21 protein-coding genes and 1 pseudogene are annotated in these 23,496 nt (G+C 56.7%); 12 read left to right on the top strand and 10 right to left on the bottom strand.

Going from position 1 to position 23,496, the window contains the following annotated elements; all coding sequences use genetic code 11:
• The first annotated feature begins 60 nt into the window (after nucleotides 1-60).
• From AC0V6Z_RS09690 to AC0V6Z_RS09720, 7 genes and pseudogenes are all read left to right on the top strand, one after another.
• Nucleotides 61-600, top strand: a complete 540-nt coding sequence (locus AC0V6Z_RS09690; protein WP_472638303.1) for a DUF3617 domain-containing protein — start codon at nucleotides 61-63, stop codon at nucleotides 598-600.
• Nucleotides 601-749: 149 nt separating this feature from the next.
• A complete protein-coding gene (locus AC0V6Z_RS09695) occupies nucleotides 750-1,523 on the top strand; it encodes an esterase/lipase family protein (RefSeq protein WP_472638304.1) in 774 nt (257 codons plus the stop codon).
• Nucleotides 1,524-1,620: 97 nt separating this feature from the next.
• Nucleotides 1,621-3,019, top strand: a pseudogene (locus tag AC0V6Z_RS09700) (circularly permuted type 2 ATP-grasp protein).
• A 13-nt stretch (nucleotides 3,020-3,032) separates the two neighbouring features.
• On the top strand, nucleotides 3,033-3,977 hold the full coding sequence (locus AC0V6Z_RS09705; protein WP_472638305.1) for an alpha-E domain-containing protein: 945 nt from the start codon (nucleotides 3,033-3,035) through the stop codon (nucleotides 3,975-3,977).
• Nucleotides 3,977-4,801: a transglutaminase family protein gene (locus AC0V6Z_RS09710; protein ID WP_472638306.1), complete on the top strand. Its 825-nt coding sequence runs from the start codon at nucleotides 3,977-3,979 to the stop codon at nucleotides 4,799-4,801. The genes AC0V6Z_RS09705 and AC0V6Z_RS09710 overlap by 1 nt, the downstream gene beginning before the upstream one ends.
• A 74-nt stretch (nucleotides 4,802-4,875) precedes the next feature.
• Nucleotides 4,876-5,622, top strand: coding sequence for a proteasome-type protease (locus AC0V6Z_RS09715; RefSeq protein ID WP_472638307.1), 747 nt, complete (start codon nucleotides 4,876-4,878; stop codon nucleotides 5,620-5,622).
• A gap of 150 nt (nucleotides 5,623-5,772) precedes the next feature.
• On the top strand, nucleotides 5,773-6,396 hold the full coding sequence (locus AC0V6Z_RS09720; RefSeq protein WP_472638308.1) for a response regulator transcription factor: 624 nt from the start codon (nucleotides 5,773-5,775) through the stop codon (nucleotides 6,394-6,396).
• A 56-nt stretch (nucleotides 6,397-6,452) separates the two neighbouring features.
• Here AC0V6Z_RS09720 and AC0V6Z_RS09725 read toward each other — a convergent pair whose 3' ends face one another.
• The 6 genes from AC0V6Z_RS09725 to typA form a co-directional block, all read right to left on the bottom strand.
• The gene (locus AC0V6Z_RS09725) at nucleotides 6,453-7,193 is read right to left on the bottom strand and encodes an extensin-like domain-containing protein (RefSeq protein WP_472638309.1); all 741 of its coding nucleotides are present in this window, start codon (nucleotides 7,191-7,193) and stop codon (nucleotides 6,453-6,455) included.
• 139 nt (nucleotides 7,194-7,332) lie between these two features.
• Nucleotides 7,333-7,722: a VOC family protein gene (locus AC0V6Z_RS09730; RefSeq protein WP_472638310.1), complete on the bottom strand. Its 390-nt coding sequence runs from the start codon at nucleotides 7,720-7,722 to the stop codon at nucleotides 7,333-7,335.
• Between the two features lie 108 nt (nucleotides 7,723-7,830).
• Nucleotides 7,831-8,550 (bottom strand): cytochrome c biogenesis CcdA family protein, encoded by a 720-nt coding sequence (locus AC0V6Z_RS09735; RefSeq protein WP_472638311.1) that lies wholly within the window; start codon nucleotides 8,548-8,550, stop codon nucleotides 7,831-7,833.
• A gap of 48 nt (nucleotides 8,551-8,598) precedes the next feature.
• Nucleotides 8,599-9,000, bottom strand: a complete 402-nt coding sequence (locus AC0V6Z_RS09740) for a thioredoxin family protein (RefSeq protein WP_472638312.1) — start codon at nucleotides 8,998-9,000, stop codon at nucleotides 8,599-8,601.
• A 196-nt stretch (nucleotides 9,001-9,196) separates the two neighbouring features.
• A complete protein-coding gene (locus AC0V6Z_RS09745) occupies nucleotides 9,197-11,926 on the bottom strand; it encodes a TonB-dependent receptor domain-containing protein (protein WP_472638313.1) in 2,730 nt (909 codons plus the stop codon).
• Nucleotides 11,927-12,130: 204 nt separating this feature from the next.
• Entirely contained in the window at nucleotides 12,131-13,981 is a 1,851-nt protein-coding gene (gene typA / locus AC0V6Z_RS09750) for a translational GTPase TypA (RefSeq protein ID WP_472638314.1), read from the bottom strand.
• A 426-nt stretch (nucleotides 13,982-14,407) separates the two neighbouring features.
• On the opposite strand from typA, the gene AC0V6Z_RS09755 reads away from it, so the two are divergent.
• Both AC0V6Z_RS09755 and AC0V6Z_RS09760 read left to right on the top strand, forming a co-directional pair.
• Nucleotides 14,408-16,945: a TonB-dependent receptor gene (locus AC0V6Z_RS09755; RefSeq protein WP_472638315.1), complete on the top strand. Its 2,538-nt coding sequence runs from the start codon at nucleotides 14,408-14,410 to the stop codon at nucleotides 16,943-16,945.
• A 104-nt stretch (nucleotides 16,946-17,049) separates the two neighbouring features.
• Nucleotides 17,050-17,577, top strand: coding sequence for a DUF805 domain-containing protein (locus AC0V6Z_RS09760; RefSeq protein ID WP_472638316.1), 528 nt, complete (start codon nucleotides 17,050-17,052; stop codon nucleotides 17,575-17,577).
• Between the two features lie 56 nt (nucleotides 17,578-17,633).
• On the opposite strand, the gene AC0V6Z_RS09765 is transcribed toward AC0V6Z_RS09760, so the two are convergent.
• Both AC0V6Z_RS09765 and AC0V6Z_RS09770 read right to left on the bottom strand, forming a co-directional pair.
• A complete protein-coding gene (locus tag AC0V6Z_RS09765; RefSeq protein WP_472638317.1) occupies nucleotides 17,634-20,180 on the bottom strand; it encodes an ABC transporter permease in 2,547 nt (848 codons plus the stop codon).
• Nucleotides 20,177-20,890: an ABC transporter ATP-binding protein gene (locus tag AC0V6Z_RS09770; protein WP_472638318.1), complete on the bottom strand. Its 714-nt coding sequence runs from the start codon at nucleotides 20,888-20,890 to the stop codon at nucleotides 20,177-20,179. Before AC0V6Z_RS09770 ends, AC0V6Z_RS09765 begins: the two co-directional genes overlap by 4 nt.
• A 59-nt stretch (nucleotides 20,891-20,949) precedes the next feature.
• Here AC0V6Z_RS09770 and AC0V6Z_RS09775 point away from each other — a divergent pair, with 59 nt between their 5' ends.
• Entirely contained in the window at nucleotides 20,950-21,708 is a 759-nt protein-coding gene (locus AC0V6Z_RS09775) for an arylesterase (protein WP_472638319.1), read from the top strand.
• Here the strand turns inward: AC0V6Z_RS09775 and AC0V6Z_RS09780 are convergent.
• Nucleotides 21,705-21,944, bottom strand: coding sequence for a DNA replication/repair protein RecF (locus AC0V6Z_RS09780; protein ID WP_472638320.1), 240 nt, complete (start codon nucleotides 21,942-21,944; stop codon nucleotides 21,705-21,707). The genes AC0V6Z_RS09775 and AC0V6Z_RS09780 overlap by 4 nt on opposite strands.
• Nucleotides 21,901-22,833 (bottom strand): AAA family ATPase, encoded by a 933-nt coding sequence (locus AC0V6Z_RS09785; protein ID WP_472638321.1) that lies wholly within the window; start codon nucleotides 22,831-22,833, stop codon nucleotides 21,901-21,903. The genes AC0V6Z_RS09780 and AC0V6Z_RS09785 overlap by 44 nt, the downstream gene beginning before the upstream one ends.
• A 202-nt stretch (nucleotides 22,834-23,035) precedes the next feature.
• Between AC0V6Z_RS09785 and AC0V6Z_RS09790 the strand changes: the two genes are divergently transcribed.
• Nucleotides 23,036-23,149, top strand: coding sequence for an enoyl-CoA hydratase (locus AC0V6Z_RS09790; protein ID WP_486138683.1), 114 nt, complete (start codon nucleotides 23,036-23,038; stop codon nucleotides 23,147-23,149).
• A 206-nt stretch (nucleotides 23,150-23,355) separates the two neighbouring features.
• The gene (locus tag AC0V6Z_RS09795) at nucleotides 23,356-23,484 is read left to right on the top strand and encodes a recombination protein F (RefSeq protein WP_472638322.1); all 129 of its coding nucleotides are present in this window, start codon (nucleotides 23,356-23,358) and stop codon (nucleotides 23,482-23,484) included.
• Nucleotides 23,485-23,496 lie beyond the last annotated feature (12 nt).

Raw genomic sequence — 23,496 nt, forward strand, 5'->3', positions numbered from 1 at the left:
TTGTGAAGTGGCGCTCTGACAGATAGCACCATGAATGATTTTTCTGGAGGGAATTTGGATATGAAGCGGATTGTTAGTGTGTTGGCGCTCGCCGGGGCGATTGCAGCGTGTTCGGGGCCGACCGATGCCGATGCAGACGGTGATGGAGTTGTTTCCAGCGAAGAGATGGCTGAAGTTGCAGGCGAAGTGATCAAGCCAAAGGCGGGGCAATATCGTTCCACGACCAAACTCATCAGCGTTGAAATGCCCGGCGCGCCGCCAGAAGTTGCCGAGATGATGAAAGGCGGCATGGCCGATCAGGTAACCGAGACCTGCATGTCGCAAGAAGACGCCGACAAGGGGTTTGAAGAGCTCGCAAAAGGCCCGCAAAACGGCGAATGCGAAACCAGCAAGTTTAACGTTAATGGCGGCGACATCAGCGCGGAAATGACCTGTAACGTACCCGGCCAGGGTGAGATGGTGATGACCTTGAATGGCACGGGCACCGAAACCAGCATGGATATGACCATGTCGATGGAAGGCGAAATGGCGGGCATGGGCGAAATGAAGATGACGATGAATATCGCCAGTGAACGCATCGGCGATTGCCCAGCGGGCTAAGCCGCTTTGAGGCTATGATCTATGAACCGTTGCAGAGAGATGGTGGAGCGAAAATAGGCTTCACCAAGCGTTCACGCGCGCAGCCTAATTTCCGTGAGTGACGACCGTTTCACTCCGTAAGTCTCGCTGCTTTGCCAAGGGATTTGATCATGGCCTCACTCGCTACTCTTGCCGAATTGAAATCCTCGCTTTGGACGCGTGATGAGTTTGCGCGCCGGATAGCTCTTGCGCGCCAGCCAGAGGAAGAACGTGCGCCGCGTCCCGGTATACTGCAACTTCTGGGCGAGGCTGAGGTTCTGGCGGAGGTTGTCAACCGCCCGCGCCGCAAGATTGCAATTGAGCGCGCCAAGCATCCGCGCACCATCATGGTGCTACCCGGCTTTATGACGCACCCACTGCGCATGCGCTTTATGGCCCGGCAATTGGAGCGCGCAGGCCACACCGCGAAACGTTGGGGGCTGGGTTTTAACCTGGGGCCGAGCGAAGAAAATCTGGCCAGTCTTGAGGAACGGCTGCTCAATCTGAGCGAGCGGGCGGGAGAGCCGGTGGTGCTGCTTGGCTGGAGCCTTGGCGGGATTTTTGCTCGCGAGCTGGCCAAGCGTCAACCGGACGCTGTCGCTAAAGTGATCACCATGGGATCGCCGTTTTCGGGCGATCCACGGGCGAACAACGTCTGGCGCGCCTATCAGTTTGTTACCGGACATTCAGTCGATGATCCGCCAATCGACACAGATCTGGGCGAGAAGCCGCCGGTTGAAACAATTGCCCTATGGAGTCCGCGCGACGGGATGATTGCTCCGCGCGCTGCCTGCGGCACCGCGGAAGAGCGCGACCGTGCGGTCGCCTTGCGCTGCACCCATATCGGCTTTTCCTATTCGGAAGAGGCAATTTCCGCGGTTCTTGAGGAACTTGATCGGGACTGAACCTTTGCTTGTGAGACAGCGCAATAATGCTTAGCATCCTTGCATGGCGTGCAATTCTTAGGGGTAATTGGTTCTGTCGGGTTCCCAATTTGATGAGATGTTTGGCCCTGATGGGGCGCCGCGTCCGGCCTATGCCGATTATTCATCATGGTATGGAGAGCAGACGACAGATCTGCTTCGCCGCAAAGCCAAGGATGCGGATGAGAGTTTTCGCCGAACGGGGATTACTTTCAATGTTTACGGCGAGGATGAGGCTGAGGAGCGCCTGATCCCGTTTGACATGGTCCCACGCATTATCACAGCGGGTGAATGGCGGCGGTTGACGAAGGGTATTGAGCAGCGCGTGCGTGCCCTCAACGCCTTCCTCTACGATTTGTACCACCGGCAAGAGATCGTTCGCGCTGGCTAAGCTGCCAGAGCGCCTGCTGCGCAACAATGACGCATGGCTGGCCAATATGGTCGGTTTCACCCCGCCGGGCGGGATTTACACGCACATTGTTGGCATTGATCTGGTACGTACAGGGCCGGATGAGTTCTTCGTTTTGGAAGACAACGCACGCACGCCATCAGGTGTGTCTTACATGCTCGAAAACCGCGAGACGATGATGTCGATGTTCCCCGATCTCTTCTCTCGCATCGGGGTTGAGAGCGTATCGAACTATCCGCGCCGTCTTGCGCGCAGTCTGGCCGCATGCGCGCCTGAAGGAACCAGAGGCAAGCCGAACGTCACGGTCTTGACGCCGGGTATCTACAATTCGGCCTATTTTGAGCACGCCTTTCTGGCTGATCAAATGGGCGCAACATTGGTCGAGGCGAGCGACCTGCGCGTGGTCGATGGCAAGGTGCAAATGCGCTGCACTGATGGCTATGCCCAGGTGGATGTGATCTATCGCCGAGTTGATGACGATTATCTCGATCCGCTGACCTTCAATCCAGACAGCGTGCTGGGTATTCCCGGCATCATGGATGTGTACCGGGCGGGCAATGTCACCATCGCCAATGCGCCGGGTACGGGCGTGTCCGATGACAAGGCGATTTACAGCTTTATGCCGGAAATCGTCGAGTTTTATACTGGTGAGAAACCGCTGCTGCCCAATGTGCAAACCTGGCGCTGCGCCGATGATGACGGCTTGGCCTATGTGCTCGACAATCTGGACGAGCTGGTGGTGAAAGAGGTCCACGGTTCGGGCGGCTATGGCATGCTGATCGGGCCAACCGCATCCAAGCGTGAGATTAAGAAATTCCGCGCCAAGTTGGAGGCCAATCCGGAGAATTACATCGCCCAGCCGACGCTGGCTTTGTCGACCTGCCCGATCTTCACCCGCAAGGGTCTCGCGCCGCGTCACGTTGACCTGCGTCCGTTCGTGCTGGTGTCACCCGACGGCATCGACATAACGCCGGGCGGCTTGACCCGCGTGGCTCTGAAAGACGGATCTTTGGTGGTCAATTCCAGCCAGGGCGGCGGCACCAAAGACACTTGGGTTTTAAAAGACTGATGGCGGAGGCACGATGTTAGGACGTACCGCCAATGGCATGTTTTGGATGTTCCGCTATCTGGAGCGGGCCGAAAACACCGCGCGGCTTTTAGAGGCGGGACTGCGGATGGCGCTGACCCGGGATACGGCGACGGCTGAGGAAGAATGGCGTTCTGTCATTGCAACCTCCGGTCAGCGGGCGGCCTATGAAGCGGCGCATGAGGATTACACCGGGCAGCAGGTATGGAACTTCATTCTGCGCGGTCGCGACAACCCGGCCAGCGTACGCGAAATGTTTGGCGCCGTGCGGACCAACGCACGGATGGCGCGGACCAATATCTCCAGCGAAGTGTGGGGCGCGGTGAATGAAAACTGGATGGCGCTGGAAGACGTGCTGAAACGCCCGATTGGTCAAAACTCTGTTGGCGATGTGGTCGGCATGATCCGGCGCGCGGGCACGCTAGTGCATGGAGCAGTCGAAGGATCGATGTTGCGCAATGAGGGTTATCACTTTGCCCGCGCGGGCACCTTTATAGAACGCGCGGAAAGCACGGCCCGCATCCTCGACATGAAATACTACCTGCTGCTCCCGACGCTTGGCCATGTCGGTTCGCGGATCGACAGCGGGCAATGGGAGCAAGTGTTGCGCTCCGTCGCTGGGGCAAGCGCATACAGCTGGCTACATGCTGGGCGTATCGAAGCGCGCAGCATCGTTGAATTTTTGGTGCTGGACGACCGCTTCCCGCGCAGCCTAGCCTTTTGCCGCAGCGCGCTGCGCGACCAATTGGCCGCATTGGCCCGTATTCATGGACGAGAGGGAGAGTGCAACTCGCTGATGCATGAGGCCGATATGGAGATTGCGGAGATTACCGTGGACCAGATCTTTGATCAGGGTCTGCACGAATTCCTGCTGAACCTCATGCACCGTAATGTCGCGATCAGCACGGCGATTGCTAGCGACTACAGGTTCCACCACTGATGCGCCTGTCGATCCGTCACACCACCCGCTACAGCTTTACCGATCCCGTGGTTCACGCGCTCCAGAGGCTGCGCCTGACGCCGAAGGAGACGCAGGGCCAGAAGATTGTGGATTGGCAGATGGAGTATGAAAACGCGCATAGCGAGCTGGAATATGAAGATGAGCATTTTAACACTGTCACGCTGATTGCGCTGGATCCCGGCGCGCAGGAGGTAAGCGTGACCTGCCGGGGCGTGGTGGAGACCGAGGACAATGCCGGCGTTATCGGGCGGCACTCGGGCCATCTACCGTTGTGGAGTTTTCTGGGTCAGACACGGTTGACCAAGCCGGGCTCGAAGCTGCGCGCGCTGGTACGGGAAGTGGATGCCGACGAGGGTGATGATCAAAGCGGCAAGCTCGACTTCTTGCATGCATTGTCCGCGAAAATCCGGGATCAGGTTGCTTATCGCACAGGGGCAACCGCAGTCAGCACCACGTCAGAGGAGGCGATTGAGGCGGGCGTGGGCGTGTGCCAGGATCACACGCACATCTTCCTTTCCGCAGCTCGCATGGCGAATATTCCTGCTCGCTATGTTAGCGGCTATCTGATGATGAACGACCGGATCGATCAAGAGGCAAGCCACGCCTGGGCCGAGGCACATATCGATGGATTGGGCTGGGTCGGATTTGATATCTCTAACGGGATCAGTCCCGATCCGCGCTATGTTCGGGTCGCCACAGGCAGAGATTACCGTGATGCTGCGCCGGTCACCGGAATCAGTTTTGGATCGGCCCGGCAATCGCTCAAGGTCGAAGTGGCTGTGGAGCAGCAAAGCCAGCAATAGGCGCTGCACAATATCGCTTTGCTGCGCGCCGCATCTCTTCTATCGCGGCGCTTCGATAGATATAAGAGAGCTGTATGACATATTGCGTTGGCATGGTGCTGGACCGCGGCCTTGTTTTGATGAGCGATACGCGCACCAATTCAGGCGTCGACAACATTTCGGTGTTCCGCAAGATGTTTCATTGGAGCGTCCCTGGCGAGCGTATGATCACGGTCATGACGGCTGGCAATCTGGCAACCACCCAAGCGGTGATTGGTAAGCTGGAGGAGCGCACCAAAGAACCCGACGAACGCGAGAACACTTTGTTCAAATCGCCGACCATGTTTCAAGTTGCCTCTGACATCGGCAAGATGTTGCGCTCTACAATCGAAGAACGCCAGAGTGCCAATGGAGAACGTGGGCGCGGCAAGTTTACAGCGACAATCATCGTTGCTGGCCAAATTGCTGGCATGGAGCCGCGATTGTTCATGATCTATCCAGAGGGCAACTTTATCGAGGCCAGCCTCGACACGCCGTTTTTCCAGATTGGTGAGACCAAATACGGACGACCGATTTTGCTGCGCGGATATGACCGCGACATGAGCTTTGAAGATGCGGTAAAATTGCTGATGGTGTCATTCGACAGCACGCTTAAGGCCAACCTCTCCGTTGGCCTTCCGCTTGATCTAATGGTGATCGGCCGGGATGAATTTGCACCCACGCATCAACATCGAATTACTCACGAAGACCCCTATTTTGACTCGATCTCATCGAGTTGGGGCGACGCGCTTAAATCGGCATTTCATTCTTTGCCGGACTACAGTTTCGGCCCCAAAACCTAGTGATTTGACCTGATCAGATAGAATACTGAGAGCTTGATGAGCTGTTGCATCCATTTTGGACCAAGCCGTCACCCGTAGCTAGAGTCCATCTACTCGAAATTGGTTCAGACTTGGGATGATTCCGTATGGGGAAATGCGCATTCATAATGAATGACACGCAAAGCAATCCTCCATTTCATCGACTCTTCCAGCCGTCATAGGGCGGAATTGTCTCGCGCAGGGTTCGCCTTAGGGCACCACTGCGAAGTCTATGGCGATCTCAGCGATCTTTCGGCGCATCCGCCGCGAGATGGGATCATTATCGCTCGCGATGCGATCGAGGAAGGCGGGGTGGCCATGATCTTCGAACGGCTCAGCAAGCTAGGCGTTTGGCTGCCGCTGATCGCGGTCGACGAACAACCAAAGCCGGGCCGTATTGTTGAAGCGATTAAGGCTGGTGCGCTCGACTATTTGTCGATCCCGATCGATCCAGAACGCTTCTCACGTTGTCTCACTCGAATTGAGAAGGAGGCTGAGGTTTTTGGTGCCGCCCGCCGCCGCATGATTGATGCGCGCAGCCGGATTTCAAGTCTCTCCAATCGTGAACGCGAAGTGCTTGATTGGCTGGCCGAGGGCAGCAGCAACAAAGTGATCGCAAGGGAGCTCGATATCAGTCCGCGCACGGTGGAAATTCACCGCGCCAATATGATGAACAAGCTTGGCGCGAGGCATGCAGCCGAGGCTGTTCGCCTGAAGATTGAAGCGAAGTTAGAGCCGGAGATGCCGGTCGAGTAGGGAACTGCTCCTGCAATATCCTACATAGCCCCCGTCGGATCGAAGCCGAGACGTCTCTAGCGGCAGAAGCTTCCGTCTGTGCCTTCAACGTGGAAATGATCCTCGTGTGCGCGGTTATAGTCCGGCCCGAGCACCGTACCGAATCGTTTGCAGGCGCTCTTGTGCACGACCCTCAGAAACTCGCGTTCCGCCGCGCTACCCCGAGACCAATCGCCTTGAACGCTTATACTGCGCCCGTCTTTGAGCAAGAACCCTGAGATGTCGATGGCCTCCGCACGGGCATGGGCGGAGCGGCGCGATGTGCCAGCCACATTGCGGCAAGAGTAAGATCCCATTGTCTCAATCCGCACCAGGCCGCTGCCCAAAATTTGCTTAGCCGCTCGGTCAACGCCGAACCTCGCCCATCCATTAAACGCGCTAGCCGTGCGGCATTGCACAGGGCCGATATTACTGATCCCAAAGCGGGAGCGATCACCGGCCAGAGCGGAGAGTTGAACAGTGCCCAGCTTGCTGCATCCAGGCGCGCCATAGGCATCTGGCAACGGATCAAACCGAACGCCCGATGCGCTAAGCTGCGCAAAGCAGGTGCGGTCCGCGGTGCGATTTGAGATATTGCCTTGGGTTGAGCTGACAGGCGGTTTGCTGCTTCCGCGCGATGGGGAACCGTTCGACGAAGGCAAGATACCGCAACCGGCGAGAGCGACCGCGCTGGCGGCTAGGATTATGGCGCGTGCGGCAAATGCGGTTTCCGCCTTGCGGTTAAGCGGAAGGTCTTGAGTGATTGAGGTGCGTTTCATGGTCCTGCATGCATGGCGCAGATATGGTTAACAACCCGCTAACCATACTGGCTTGGCAAAAGGACGGGACCTTGCGCCTAAGCAGTCTGGCTTGATGCTGAGTTGGTTTGTCGCAGAGCTGGGGAAGCTAAGTGCAGGTTTACGGCAATTCTTCTGCCACCTGCTCCCATAATTCGATCTTGATGCCATTGGGGTCGAGCAACCAGGCAAACTTGCCGTATCCCTCATCTGCCGTATCGAGGATTTTTACCTCCTTCTTTTTCAGCTTGGCGATGAAGCCATCGAGATCATTGACCCGCAGATTGATCATGAAGCCGTTCTTGCCGGGCTTGATATATGTCGCATCGGAAAAGTGACTGATCAAGGAATAAGGGTTGGCCTTTGGCTCCTCCGCCCAGGCGAGCTGCGGCCCGTACTCGCCATCTAAGCCTAAGGTGTCGCGGTACCATTCGCGCGTCGCCGCCGGGTCATCGACAATGTAAAAAACACCGCCCAACCCAGTAATGCGCGGCTCATCTGCTTCTGCCATTCTGCCCTCCGTCATTGTTTTGAGGGGATAGCATAGGAAGGTGGGCGCAAGCGGTCTAGGGACGGCTGCCGGTGCAGGTTTACGTTCAGCGCGCTGTGCACCCCCGCTTTAGAAACGGGTGGTGAATTCAATCAATCCCTGGGGCAGGGCATCCAGCAAAGCGATCTCAATCACTTTATCGAAGCCCGTGAGAACCATCAGGCCGACCAGCAACAGGGTAATGCCGAACAGGGGTTTGCCGTATTTCGCCAGTGCCATCATCGTCTTGCGGCGTTCCCCAATGGCCTTGCGCGAACCATAGGCGAAGGCGAGGATCGAGGTTGCGACGCCCAGTCCGAAGACAAAGAAGATGAAAAAGCTCGTAAGTAAATCCTTGCCCTGGCTGGCCGCCGCGATCGCGACGCCCAATGTCGGCCCAACGCAAGGTGCCCACACGATGCCGAGCAGCAGACCGATAGCGAACTGCCCGCCAGCGCCGTCGCCGCTCAATCTAGACAGCCGTTGATTGCCGAAATTGGAAATTGGTGCGGCCGCAGCGCTGATCGCAGTCTGCGCCTGCGGAATGAGCAAGACTATGCCTGCCACCGCCAGCAATGCGCCTGCGAATAGGCGGATCGCCTGCTCGTTGATCCCGATGGAATATCCAAACGCGATCACCGTAAAGCCAAACAGAGTGAAGCTGGTGACCAAGCCCGCAGCCAAGGCAAGTGGCCCAAACTTGCTCTTGCCCAGGGCTGATGCGACCAAGATTGGCACCAGCGGCAGCACGCAGGGATTCAGGATCGTCACCAGACCGGCGACAAAGGATAAAAGCGTGCTGCCTAGCATGGCGTTGCCTTCAGCTTTCTATGATGCGACTGCGCGCAATCGCAGAGATTAGAGCGCTTTCAGAATGGCGCTGCGTAGCCGAGTGCGGTTCGTTTCTGCGATCGTGCGGGCAACTTCCTTTTCGCCTTTGAACACGAGGACGGTCGATTGGCGCGGGATCCGGTGCTTGCGCAGGAACGCCTTTTCATCATCGAAATTCACTTTGACGAATTTCACGTTAGCGCCCGATTTTTCCGCACGAAGCTCGTCAAGGATCGGAGCTTGAGCGCGGCAGGTTGGGCACCAGTCGGCATAGACATCAACCACAATGGTTTTGCCTTTGCCTTGCGCCATTGTAAATTCTGCCGCGTCATACGTCTGCCATCCGGTTGTGTCGGACTTGGCAGAAAGTTGCATCGCTCCAATAACGATGGCGCCAATGGCGGCGATAAGGGCGAAAAAGCGCAGCATTTTTGTAGTCTCCAAGACGGATTATCGGCAGAATTGCCGACGTGCTGGTATTAAGTTCGCGTCGGCGCGATGCTTGGTTACACAAAACGAAGAAGTTTCTCCGTCAGCATGGAAAGAGCCCCAAGCGCGAGATGCGCTCAGGGCTCTTTTTTGTTCTAACTCAGGCTGAGCCTAGGTTTAGCCAGCAAGTGTTGGCTTAGAATTCAGCAACCAGACCGACGGTGCCCACGGCGCCGCGCGGATCGGCAACCCGGCTGTCAAAGCCACCGTTGGTCGCCACGCGAGGGGCGGTCACACCAAAGACGTTCCGAACACCAGCGGTCAGCGTAACGGTTTTGTCGCGGTCAAACAGCTCGTTGATGGCGAGGCTGTATTGAACGTCGACCCGGAAATCGCTGTCGATGTCCGCTCCGCCATTTTGATCGTCGATATAGCTATCGATGTAGCGGCCAAAGACGTTGAAGGAATGCGCACCGGCTTCAAACTGGAGGCCAGCGTTGAAACGCAATTCCGGCGTTGGGGAGCCAAAATTGGTGAAGTTGCGGTTTCCTGCCCCATCGATTTCTGGGCCGCCTACGGTTTCCTGCAAGTCATAGCTGAGGACGTAGTTGCCTTCGAAGCTTGGTGTGATCGTCGCGAAGTCGGTGTCGATCGCATAGCGGATCGAGAAATCGATCCCCGATGTCTCAACACTGGCAGCATTCGCAAAGCTGTTGTTGACCTGAATGATCGTACCAGCTGGGCTGCGAATGATGTTCGGGCCGTTTGGATCGGCGTTTACCAGAGCCTGTGCAGATGTTTGAACAATCGCGTTTTGGAAATCGAAATTGTAATAGTCCGCGCTGATTTCGAGGCCGCTGATTGGCTGGAGTGTGAAGCCCAGGTTGTAAGCGGTTGAGTCCTCTGGAACCAAGTTCGGGTTACCGACAGCTCGAACGGCGACAAACGCATTGCCTGCGAGGGGGTCTGCGACCTGTTGCAGCGTGGTCGACTGACCTTGCTGTTGGAAGGTCGATGGTGCGCGGAATGAAGTCGAGAACGATCCACGCAGCGAGACCCAATCGGTTGGACGAAGCAGCAATGCGATCTTTGGATCGAGCGTGTCGCCGCCATCCGTGCCGTAATCTTCGAAACGAAGTGCCAGCTGTAGATCGGCCCATTCGGTTACTGGAACGGCCAGTTCTCCGAAGATTGCATAGACGTCTTGCGCACCGGAGAACGCTTGTTCACCGATCAGGAAGGCAAAGCCATCGCTCTGCGTAATGTCGTCAAACGTCGCTGAAATTCGCTGTTCGCGATATTGCACGCCGACTGCGATGCCGATTGGCCCTGCGGGAAGTTCAGCGATCTCACCAGAGACATAGCCTTCTGCGACGAACAATTCGGCATCACGATTAGAAACCGAGAATTCGGTAATGTAGTCGAGCAGCGCTGCATTGGTGTTGCCACCGCCAGCAAGCGCTGAGGCGAAGGGGTTAAAGAAGGTGCCATCGGCAGGGATTGCTGCGCCATTGGCCGTCAGGAACGGGTTGGCGGCGGTGCAATCGAGGCCAGTCGCTGCGTTGAACGCCGGAACCGCATTGAAACCGCGCAATGCGCATGCAAACCGGTCACGCACAGTGTCTTCGGTGTTTCCGGTGAAGTCATTGTCAGCGAAGGTCAGATTTACGTTCCAACGACCGTTTGCGAGCAGGCCGGATTCAAAATCGCCTTCCAGAGTGGAAGAGATGCGAAATGTCTGGGATTCAAACAGAGCGGGAGAGACCTCGCCGCCATTTCCGCTCGCGCGCCCGAAAAAGACCACGTTCTCTCCGAAAATATTGCTCGGATTGAAGCTGGGAACTACCGCTTGGCCAAGTTGCAGGAACGGGAAGGTTGGCGAGTTGCCGCGCCGCGCCGTGTTGTCAGCGTAGCTTACCTCGGCACTGAAGCGCACCGAGTCAGACAAGTCAGCTTTGGCCGATACGAAGGCCGTGATGCGCTCTTCGTCCGGCACGAGGTTGAAAAACTCACCGAAGTCGAAACCACAAAAGCCAATACCAGTCGGCAAAAGCGGCGCCGCAGCGGCACTTGCAGGCAATGGTGTGCCGCCCGCATCTGCGCAGCCTGGGTCAAACGTTGGTGCGCCAGCAGGGGCGCCCGTGACACCGAAGAATGCCCCGGGGTTGCCTAGTGCGGATGTGTCATCGGCTGGCACAGAAAGGCGGCGCTCAGCGGTGGTGAGCGGCGAGCGGTTCACATAGCTGATTGCGCCAACAAGGTTGAGATCGCCAAAAGCGGCGCCAGCCAGTGCCTGGATGTTGTATTCGCTGTAATCGCCAGTGCTAAGGTGCTCTGTGTATTCGCCAGAGACGAGCAGGCCTTCGTAGTCATCGCGGGTGATGAAGTTCACCACGCCAGCAACTGCGTCGGAACCGTAAAGCGAAGAGGCACCATCTTTCAGGATTTCTACGCGTTCAACCGCAATCAGCGGGACCAGCGAGCTGGTGTCGACGAAGTTAATGCCATCATTGGTTGGCGACGCAGACAGTGTCTGGCGCTTACCGTTTAGTAGGATCAGTGTCGAGGCGACGCCCAGGCCGCGCAAGTTGATGTTTGAGGTGCCGGTCGTGCCACCTTGGGTGAAGGCGTCCGGGTTGTTTTGTGCGCCGCTGTTGATTGTCAGCGATTGTGTAATCTCACCGATGTTTTGCGCGCCGATATCTGCGATTGCGCCGCTATCAACTGTTGCCAATGGCGATGCCAGGTCAGCTTGAGACTGGCGGCGGATGAACGAACCGGTAACAATGATCTCGTTATCGCCGCTGGTTTCTGCGGCGGCATTATCACTGGTTACTGTCTCTTGCTGCTGCGCAAGAACCGGCGATGCAGCACCAATGGCGGCGATCGCACAAGACAATTTGAACAAAGTTTTAGAGCTTTTCATAGTGGGGGGTCCTCTTTCTTGTCCACGTTAATAGGCGCAGATTGAACGAAGGGAAGGGGCAGTAGGATCCGCGATGCAAATTTTCATGCACACGAATGCATAGATTCAGTTTCGAATCGTGAACCTATTTTCAAAACTTTTGAAAATCAGTTATTTAAGGGTAATTTGGCATGAATCTTCTGGCTGTAGCAAAACTGCAACAGCCTAGGCGGCATCTTTCTTACGCTTCAGTTTCTTGCGCTCGTGCGGGCACAAGGAAGACTTGCGAAGGCGAATGGATTCCGGCGTTACTTCAACCATTTCATCGTCATCGATATAGGCAATCGACTGCTCCAGGCTCATGCGCCGAGGCGGCGTGAGGCGGATCGCATCGTCCTTGCCCGAGGAGCGCACATTGGAAAGCTGCTTGGCCTTCATCGGGTTGACTTCAAGGTCATCCGGCTTGGCATTTTCGCCAATCACCATGCCCTCATAAACTTTCACCGTTGCTCCAACGAACAACTCGCCGCGTTCTTCAAGCATGTTGAGCGCATAGGCGTTGGTCTCGCCATTGCCGTTAGAGATAAGGACACCATTATTTCGGCCCCCAACGGTGCCTTTGTAAGGGCCGTATTTCTCAAACAGACGGTTCATAATGCCTGTGCCACGTGTGTCGGACAGGAATTCGCCGTGATAGCCAATCAGACCGCGCGACGGAGCAGAGAAAGTTATGCGGGTCTTGCCCGCGCCAGACGGACGCATTTCGGTGAGGTCCGCTTTGCGTTTCTGCATTTTCTCAACAACGGTGCCGGAATGCTCGTCATCCACGTCGATGACGACAGTTTCATATGGCTCCATGCGCTGACCTTCTTCTTCGCGGAACAGCACTTTCGGGCGCGAAATGCCGAGTTCAAAGCCTTCACGGCGCATGGTCTCGATCAGAACGCCGAGCTGCAGCTCGCCGCGGCCAGCCACTTCAAAGCTGTCCTTATCGTCGCTTTCAGTGATGCGGATTGCAACATTGGTTTCTGCCTCGCGCAGCAAACGGTCTCGGATCATCCGGCTCGTCACCTTGCTGCCTTCCAGCCCGGCCAGCGGACTGTCGTTCACGGCAAAGCGCATCGCCAAGGTTGGCGGATCGATTGGCTGTGCAGCGATTGGCTCTTTCACCTCTGGATCAGCAATAGTGTTGGAAACCGTTGCCTTCTCAAGCCCAGCAAGTGCGATGATGTCACCAGCCTCCGCGCTTTCAACCGGAACGCGTTCCAGACCATCAAAGCTCATAAGCTTGGTTGCGCGGCCAACTTCGACAACATTGCCGTCGACATCGATCGCGTGGATTGGATCATTGACCTTGAGGCTGCCCGATTGGACGCGGCCAGTTAGAACGCGGCCCATGAAATTGTCACGGTCAAGCAAGGTCGCAAGGAAGCTAAACGGGCCTTCGGTGTCTAGGCCAGGTGCGGGCACATGCGCGATGATGCGCTCAAACAGCGGGGCGAGAGTGCCATCGCGGGCCTCTGGATCTTCACTGGCATAGCCATCGCGGCCTGAAGCGAAGAGCACTGGGAAATCGAGTTGTTCATCATTGGCATCGAGCGAGACGAACAGGTCAAATACTTCGTCCAGAACTTCCTGGCCGCGCCCGTCCGGACGGTCGACCTTGTTGACGACAACAATCGGCTTCAGGCCAAGTGCAAGCGCCTTGCCGGTGACGAATTTAGTTTGCGGCATGGCGCCTTCTGCGCTGTCGACCAGCAGGATAACGCCGTCGACCATGCTGAGAATACGCTCAACCTCGGCGCCAAAATCGGCGTGTCCGGGGGTATCGACGATGTTGATGCGAGTGGTTTCGCCATTGGCGCCGTCCCACTCAACGCTGGTGCATTTTGCAAGAATGGTAATGCCGCGTTCTTTTTCCAGGTCACCTGAGTCCATCGCGCGCTCTTCGATCCGCTGGTTGTCGCGGAATGTGCCTGACTGGCGGAAAAGTTGGTCGACCAATGTGGTTTTGCCGTGGTCGACGTGCGCGATGATGGCGATGTTGCGCAAAGCGCGAGGTTGAGAGGCGGACATTGAAAAACGCTTTCGAATAAAGGTCAGCGGCAAGGCCGGGTGACCAGAAACACAGAAATTGGCGGACACTGGCGTCCGATTGACGCCCCAAATTCCCGCCTATTTTATAGTAGAGCATGTGCTGCGATGCAGCATTGCTGGCGCGCCTAGCGCAGGCTCGCCGTTACGGCAAGCGATTGCGACGCGAAAAATCATCGCAATGCAGCAATTTTTCACTGTGTCACCAATGCAACACCAGCTGTTGCAAGCCACGGTTTGTTGGGGTTTCTCGCTTGTGGCACGGCAGGTGCTGGCCTAACACAATAGCCACTTAGTCCGGTGTATAACGCATTTGGAGATGCGACCGCGGCTGATCGAATTTTTGGAGAGGAGTTCCTATGCGTTCGATTTCGACCGGTTCTGCTTGGCCTACAACGTCTTGCCCTGATGACAGGTGCTGCAGCGATCGCGCTTGGTGCGCCAACAATGGCCGCAGCGCAAGATCAAGAAGTTCCAGAAGCCGATGATGGCTTCAGCAGCAATCAGATCATTGTTACCGCGACCAAGCGAGAGCAGACACTGCAAGAGACGCCGGTTTCGGTCTCTGTAACCTCAAGCGAAACACTCGAAAACGCGCAGATTCGCGACATACTCGACCTGCAAACCGTCACTCCGTCGCTGCGGGTGAGCCAGCTTCAAAACTCGTCGAGCACAACATTCATCATCCGCGGTTTCGGTAACGGTGACAACAATTTCGGTATCGAACCATCGGTCGGCGTATTCGTTGATGGCGTATTCCGGTCACGTTCGGTTGGTTCGCTTGGTGATTTGGCAAATGTACAGCGCATCGAAGTTCTTCGCGGTCCGCAGTCCACTCTGTTCGGCAAGAATGCATCGGCAGGTGTGATCTCGGTTGTTACTCGCGAGCCCCAATTTGAGTTTGGTGGTTCAGGCGAAGTCACTTACGGTAATTTCAACGCGCTTACTGTTAAAGGAGATGTCACGGGACCAATCACCGAAAACATCGCTTTCTCGATCGATGGAAGTTATAATTCTCGCGATGGGATTGGCGAGATTGTTAATCTTGATGAAGATATCAATGATCGTGACCGGTATAGCCTCCGAGGCCAATTGCTATTTGAAGTCTCGCCTGATCTTAGAATCCGTGCGCAGGCCGATTATTCCCGGATTGATGAAGTTTGCTGTACAGTTAATACAATTGTCGCAGGCCCGACAGCGCCAGCGGTTTTTGCCGTGGGTGGCGCGCTGAATACTGATTTCTTTAGCGATGAAGTGTTCCTCAACCGAGCTCCTGTCAACGAAGTTGATAACTATGGTGGTTCAGTTCAAGTTGACTGGGATATCGGCGCGATTTCGGTAACGTCTATTACCGCATACCGCGAATTGAAGAACTTTGTTGATCAGGATGTCGATTTTACAAGCGCCGATATCGTCAATGAAATTCGCGATCAGGAAGTTGAAACCTTTACTCAAGAATTCCGAATTGCTTCGGATTTCGATGGTCCGATCAATTTCTTGCTCGGTGGTTTCTACTTTGATGAAAGTATCCAGCAAAATAGCGAGTTGAACATAGGGGGTGCCAGTCGCACATTTTTCGAGCTGCTGACGCCTACTGGCCCAGGTACGTTCTTGGGGGTAGAGACAGCATTGGGTCTGCCGCTCAATAGCATCTTTTCCGAAGGCGCGTTTACGGTCGAAGATTATTCGCTCGACAATACGTCATTTTCGATTTTCGGGACGGTTGATTTCGAACCAGTGGATGGTCTCGTATTCACAGGTGGTTTCAACTACACTGATGATGAGAAAGATTTTGCCCTCAGCCAGACGTCGTTTGATGAATTGGCGAATGTGAATTTGGCAGACGCCTTCATTACTGGTGCGACCATGGGCGGAGTTACCACACGTGAGCAGTTCCTTGCGCTGCCTCAGGCTACGCAAGATGGTTTGGGTGCGGCGGCTCTCGACCCTGCACAAAACCCGCTACTTGGGCTTGCTCCGTTCCAGTTCCAACCGCCATTCTTGAACATTCCTAATGGTGTGGAGCAATCAAGCACGAGCGACACCGATTTCTCGTACACGTTGCGAGTTGCTTATGATGTATCGCCGGAAATCAACATTTACGGTTCATTCGCAACTGGCTTCAAGGCAAGCTCAGTCAACTTGTCGCGCGACAGTCGACCGGCGCTCGGGGACTTCGTCCCAGCGACTCTACCGGCAGGGGTTTCTGCGGTTGTTGGTGGCAGCAACTTCTTGGCTCCGTCGTCACCTATTACGGACGCTGGTTTGCCAATTACCAATCTTGGTATTGGCGCTCGTTTTGCCGGGCCAGAGGAAGCTGAAGTGTATGAAATTGGTGTGAAGGCTCAGTTTGATGGCTTTGGTTTCAACCTTGCGCTGTTCGATCAGACCATCGACAACTTCCAAAGCTTCCTGTTCACAGGCACAGGCTTTGCCTTGGTAAATGCTGGACAGCAGTCGGTTCAAGGTTTTGAGTTTGATACGACGATCGTTCCAACGGATCCGCTCGTTCTGACCTTCTCGCTAACCTATCTGGACCCGTTCTTCGATAGCTTTGAAGAAAGCCCAGTGGGCAATCTTACTGGTGAGCGACCTGCAGGCATTCCTGCGATTAGCATCTCGACTTCGGCGACATACACGCATGAATTCGGTGACAGTGGCAATCGCCTGGTCAGCCGACTGGATTATTCGCATGAGAGCAATACGCGGATTAACAATGGCCTGCCGACATTCGGTGACAATGACTTCCAGCGCGAAGTTAACCTCGTCAACGGCTCCGTGACCTTGCAGCTCGACAACGGCCTGGAAGTGGGGGCATTTGCGCGCAACTTGCTAAATGATCGTTATATTTTGACTGTGTTCGATGGTGTTGCACAGGCTGGTACGGTCTCAGGTTACCCGAGCGTACCGCGCACCTATGGCGGCGTCGTACGCTTCAAGTTCTGATCCCTGCGAATCAAATTTAAGACAATGAAAGGGGGCTCGCAGCACGGCGGGCCCCTTTTTTATTGCGCTAAACACCTAGGTATGGTGCAAAAGGCGCGTGTCCCGTGGATCTGGGGCTAGAACTTCTACTAGAGGGGATCACTTACATGGAATGGATGATTTTACCGCTGAAACGCTATGCCGATTTTCAGGGACGCTCCCGGCGCAAAGAATATTGGATGTTCGCGCTGCTTAACCTGATCATCAGTGCGGTGCTGATTGGTCCTTTCTTCTTCTCGATGATGTCAGCCTCTTTTGCTGCAGGCGCTAGCGGTGATCCGATGGCCGAAGCAGCAGCAATTGAAAATGCGTTGTCTGGCGGCGGGGTGATGAGCACTTTGCTGCTTGGTATCTTTGGTATTTATGCCCTGGCGATTTTCATCCCGTCGATTGCGGTTGTCGTCCGCCGTTTGCATGATCGCGATATGTCGGGTTGGTGGTATCTCGGCGTCATGGTTGCGAGCCTGATCCCATTTGTTGGTTTTCTGGCTAGCATCGGGTTTTTGGTGCTTATGTGTCTGCCAGGTACGGCAGGACCAAACCGGTTTGGTCCAGACCCAAAGAACCCGACCAGTTCCTCGGTTTTCGAATAGGCTCGATAAATACTAAGAGGGGGGCTTGCTGGTGCAAGCTCCCCCTTTTTCTTTGCCTAAAGTTCCCTCAGCGCCTGCGCCGGTTTTGCGCGCAGCAGCGGCAGAGACCCGCCCAGAGCGAATGCCAGCACCATAAACAGACCTAGGCCGAGCACGCTCAGCACTTCGCCCCAGGCTGGCAACCAATCGAATTCAAATAGCTGGGTGATAATCACCCAAGCGAGCGCCGAACCAAGGCCGAGCGCAACCAACGCCAGCAAACCGGCGATCAGGCCATATTCCGCCAGCTGCATCAGCAGCACCTGCTTACGGCTTGCTCCAAGCACGCGCAGAACGACGGTGTCGTGCATCCGTGCGGCCCGTGCTGCTGCAATCGCGCCCATCAACACTGCCAGTCCGGCGAGGACTGTGACGGCAGCCGCAGCCAAGGTCGCGAGGCCCACCTGCTGCAGGATTGTGCGCGCTTCGGTCAGCACGTCCTTTACCTCGACCACGGAGCTTGAAGGGAACTCGCGCACCATTGCGCGGAGCAATTCGCCGCGCCCTTCATCGCCTGCGGAGGCGGGCAGCTCAATGGTCGCCGCTAGATTGTGCGGCGCGTCGGAAATCGCGTTTTCGGAGAAAACGAGAGCATAGTTGAAACCCATGCTTTCCCAGTCGATTTCTCGGATATTAGCAACGGTGACGGTGCGCTCAATCCCGAGCACGCCAATCGTCAGCTTGTCGCCAATGCCCAGATCAGCTCCCTCGGCCAATTGCGCATCGATCGACACCAGCGGGTCACCTGAATGGCCTTCGTTCCACCATTCGCCTTCGGTTAGGCTGTTTCCGACTGGCAACTCGTCGGCATAGGTGAGGCCGCGCTCGCCGCGCAGCGCCCATGCGCCTTCTGGTATCTCTTCAAGGTCGGCCACGCGCTGCATCGCGCCTTCAGGGCCAAAGGCAAGCACGGAACCGCGCAAGGTTGGCACGGCGCGGATATTGGAACCGGGGAATTGCTCATCGATTAGACCGCGAAAGGTCTCCTCCCCTTCGCGCGGCACGTCGAGCACGAAGTAATCGGGCGCCTCTGCTGGGACGCGGCTTTGGATATTGCCATCAATCGCGCTTTGTACAGCGGCCAATAGGACAAACGCAGCCAAGCCAAAACCAAGCGCGGTGACCAAAGAGCCGGTAGGCGCGCCGGGGCGATGCAGATTGGTGACTGCGCTGCGGAGCAACGGATTGCTGGGCCGGGGTGCACCGCGCGCGAGCTTTTGGATCGCGATGCCCAAGGCTCCGAGGGCGAGCAACGCGCCGCCCGCGCCAAATAGGAATCCAGCGGTCAGAACCAGCTGGTTGGTGCTGATTAGAGCCAGGATACAGACGGCACCAATGCCTGCGCCGGTCCAGAGCAATGGCCGCCAATCGGTGTTCGACAGCGGAGTGCTGGAGCGCATCAGAGCCATTGCGGGGAAAGTGCGTGCTCGCAAAAGCGGCGCTGCGGCAAAGGCAAAGGCAACGAGCAAGCCGTAAGCCGCCGCGAGCAGTAGCGGTGCAGGCTCAATCACAAAGCCAGCTTCGACCGGCAGCAAGCCTTCAAGGGCGGCGCCAAGCACCGGGGTCACCAGCACGCCTACGGTCAGCCCGGCTGCGCTGCCGATAGGCGCGACAACCGCGATTTGCATGGCGTATATGCGGACGATGTCGGTGGATGATGCACCCAGCACCTTTAGCGTAGCAATGCTGCCTCTGCGGGCCTCCAGATAGGACGAGACGCCGCCAGCAATGCCAATGCCGGCAATAACCAGAGCAGCCAGACCAACCAGCGTCAGAAAGTCACTCATGCGCTGGACAAAACGGTCTGCGCCAGGCGATGCGCGGTCTCGGGTACGGAAGTCGAAACCGGAATTGGGGAAGACTTCGGTCAGCTCTTCTTCGACCTCGCCGGGGTCACGGGCTTGGTTGGCAAAAGCGACGCGATATTTGCTTTCATAAAGCGAACCCGGCTCTAGCAAGCCTGCACGGCCTGGCACGTCCTCTGCGACGATAATTGTCGGCCCCAATTGGAAGCCTTCAGACAGGCGGTCAGGCTCGTTCTCGATGACGCCAGCGGCAATCAGGTCGACTGTGCCGACGCGGAAGGTCTCGCCAACAGCGATGTCGAGTCGATCCATCGCGCCTTGGCCGAGATAGGCATTATTGCCGGACGGCGCGCCGGTCGTGCTGCCATCGTTTAAAGTGAGTGTGCCGTAGAGCGGCCATTTCTGATCCACGGCCTTCAGCTCAATCGGCGCAGCGTTTTCGCCGCTGGAGGCCATGGCTTGCAGGCGGGTGCCGCCCGATATCTCGCCATATTCGCCGATCGCGCTGAGCTCTTGCTCGTTGAGGCTGCGCTGCCAAATCTCAATTTCCAGATCGCCGCCGAGCAGTTCTTGCCCGTTCGATTCCAGCTCACGCTCAATCGCCGCCGTCAGCGTGCCGATGGCGGCGAGAGCTGCCGTGCCGAGGAAGATGCACACCAGCAGCAGGCGAAGCCCGCGAAAGCGCGCGTTGAGATCGCGCCGGGCAATCCGCCATGCGCCGCCCCAAGAAAGCGTGGCCGAAGATATCTCGGTGCTCACGCGGCAGAAGCCCCAACCGCAGTGTCCGACGTATCAGACGCAATGATGCCATCAGCCATGGTGATCACCCGCTCGCATCGTTCGGCAAGCTTGGGATCGTGGGTGATGATGAGCAGAGTGGCGCCGGTTTCTGCGCGGCGCTCAAACAGCAGGTCGATAATCTCTTGGCCGGTCGCTGCATCAAGGTTGCCGGTGGGCTCGTCCGCGAAGATCAGGCTTGGGCGGGGCGCGATTGCGCGGGCAATAGCCACGCGCTGTTGTTCACCGCCAGACAATTGCGTTGGATAATGGCCTATCCGGTGGCCAAGTCCAACCGCTTGCAATTCTGCTTCTGCACGCTTTCGTGGATGCTCGCCGCCAGACAGCTCCATCGGAGTGGCCACGTTTTCTGCCGCTGTCATGGTTGGGAGCAGGTGGAAAGCTTGCAGCACGATCCCGATCCGTCCCCTCCGGGCGCGGGCAAGGCCATCCTCATCAAGGTTGGCAAAATCCTCGCCTGCGACATCGAGACTGCCGCTGGTTGCGCGCTCCAGCCCGGAAAGCACCGCCATAAGCGAACTTTTCCCAGAGCCGGATGGGCCGAGCAGCGCAACGACTTCGCCAGTGGCAATGTCGAGGTCGATACCGCGCAGGATATCGACCGGCGCTTGGGCCGAACCGAGGGTGAGTTTAAGGTTACGTGCGGAGATCGCGAGAGAAGGGTTTTTCACAAGGTCCAGATGGCATAGGGGTGGGTTGCAAACAAGATACTGAAGTCGGAGGCTCATAGATGCGCATCAGCGTTTGGTCGAAGAAACCGCTAAAACTGGCAGCACCCGTGTTGGTGCTGGCTTTGGCGGCATGTGGCAGTGAGGCTCCTGATACGGTCGCTGCTGGCGCAGGGAATGGTGATATTGCCATTGCTAACCCACAAGCGGGCACTCCAGTTCCCGTCGAAGGTCCAGAGCGACGCATTGTCGCGTTTGGGGATAGCCTGTTCGCTGGGTACAACGTAGCCAAAGAAGACAGCTATCCGGCAAAATTGCAGGGCGCTTTGCGCGCAGCCGGTATCAATGCGCTGGTCGCCAATGCGGGCATTTCTGGCGATACCAGTTCTGCCGGGCGGCAACGGCTCTCCTTTACGCTGGATGCGCAGGAAGAACAGCCGGACCTGTTTATTCTGGAGCTTGGCGGGAATGATCTGCTGCGCGGGATCGAACCGGATGAAACGCGGGCAAATTTTGTTGCAATGCTGGATGAGCTGAAAACACGGGAGATCCCGGTTCTGCTGATGGGGATGCGCGCGCCGCCCAATTATGGCCCAGAATATCAGGCCGAGTTTGATGGCATGTATGGTGAGCTGGCGCGCGAATACGGCGCGGCACTGATCCCGTTCTGGTTGGAGGATATCTATCAAGAGCCCGACCTGTTCCAATCCGACCGGATCCATCCGACCGAGGAAGGGATTGACCGCTTGGTCGCGGCGACTTTGGATCAGGTGTCTGCCGTTTTGCCTCAGGACGAGGAAGTGAGCAGCGGCGCGAACTAGAGCCGCTTTAGCGTTCCCTTGCTCACCTGCCAGACTGCCGCCTCTGCTGTGACCTCTTCAAATGGCGATAGCTCCGTGCCGGTCATCCAGACCTGCGCGCGGCCTTGACCCAAACGTTCAAACAGCGTCGCGCGGCGCACAGGATCCAGGTGAGCGGCTACTTCATCCAGCAACAGCACCGAAGGCCGTCCTTCAGCAGCCAAAACGCCGTGCGCCAATGTGATGGCGATCAGCATCGCCTTTTGCTCGCCAGTAGAGCACGAGGCGGCGGACTGCCCAGAGCCTAGCCATAACCACATCTAGCTCATCGCGGTGCGGCCCGGTCAGTGCGCGTCCAGCGGCCCTATCGCGCCTGCGTTGACGGCCAAGCTCATCGCACAGCGCCTGCGCTTCCATTGGTCCGCCGGGGCGGTAAGTCAGGACCGGGCGAGCGAATGGCTGAGCGGGAAGGGCGGACAGCTCCACGCCCAATGCTTCGATAAGAGCCATACGATTGCCCGCAACATCGGCGCCATGCTGAGCGGCCTGAGCCTCAATCGCATCAAGCCAGCGTGCATCGCCGCGTTCCTCAAGAAGCTTGTTGCGTTCGCGCAGGGCAGTTTCGAGCTGTGATACCGATTTGGCGTGGCCTGGCTCTATCGCCAGCGTCATGCGGTCAACAAAGCGGCGGCGCGCGCCAGCTGAATCCATGAATAGGCCGTCCATTGCTGGGGTCAGCCAGGAAATGGCGAGCCATTCGCTGAGCGCGCTGGCGCTCGCATCGGCGCCATTGATCCGCACCAGGCGGCGGCGCGGTTGGTCAGGCTCCACATATGTGCCGATCCGCGCGCTGATCAGGCCTTGCTCGGTCAGGCTCGCGCCGATCGCAAATCCGCCAGCGCTCGGCCCTTCCGAGTTCTGCCGCGCCAATTCGGTCAGAGCCGCACGCCGGATACCGCGCCCCGGACTGAGCAGCGATAGCGCCTCCAATATATTGGTTTTGCCAGCACCATTGTCGCCGACCAAGAGATTGAACTTGGCGGTCTTTGAGAGCTCACTGCCCGCATGATTGCGGAAATTTTCGAGGGAAATCTTCTCGAGCGCCATAGAGCGCGCAGGGTTAGCATGGGCGTGAAGAATGGCCATGAAAATCCACCGGAAAATATAAATCCCAATAGATGGTGAAAATTCCCAACCTTTCGGTTTGATGAACATGAAGTTAAAACTTGTAAACTCAAGAAACGGCAGAATTCCCCCGTTTTTTGAGTTTGGCACGGCTCCTGCAATGTATTTGGCATCCAGTGATACAAACTCACCAGGAACGCAACAAAGACCAAGGAGACCAACAATGTTCGCTACCGATACTTCAGACCGCCTCTTCGCCGCAGCTTTCTCACTTGCCATCTCGGCAGTGTTCATGGCCACAGCGATCCTCCCAGCCAGCCCACAATTGTTCGCTTAGTTCCAAGCCGAACGTTTCATTAAAAAGGACCACATCATGTTTAGCAACGACATCGCTTCTCGCCTGCTCGTAGCCGCTTTCTCAGTCGTAATTTCATCCATTGTAATGGCCAGCGCGATTGTCCCCGGCTCACCTGGAATGTTTGCCTGATTTTCTGATCGAACCAGAACCAACCAATCAATCTAATCAAAGGAAACCCAATCAAAATGTTCGCTTCAATTGACCTTAGCAGCCGTGTGTTTGCAGCCGTCTCGGCCATCGCAATCTCCGCTGTGTTCATGGCCACGGCGATTATCCCAGCCTCTCCTGCACTCGCATTTGGAGTGATGGCATGAACAACGTAACCA

Source organism: Erythrobacter sp. SN6-5 (genome assembly GCF_057364945.1).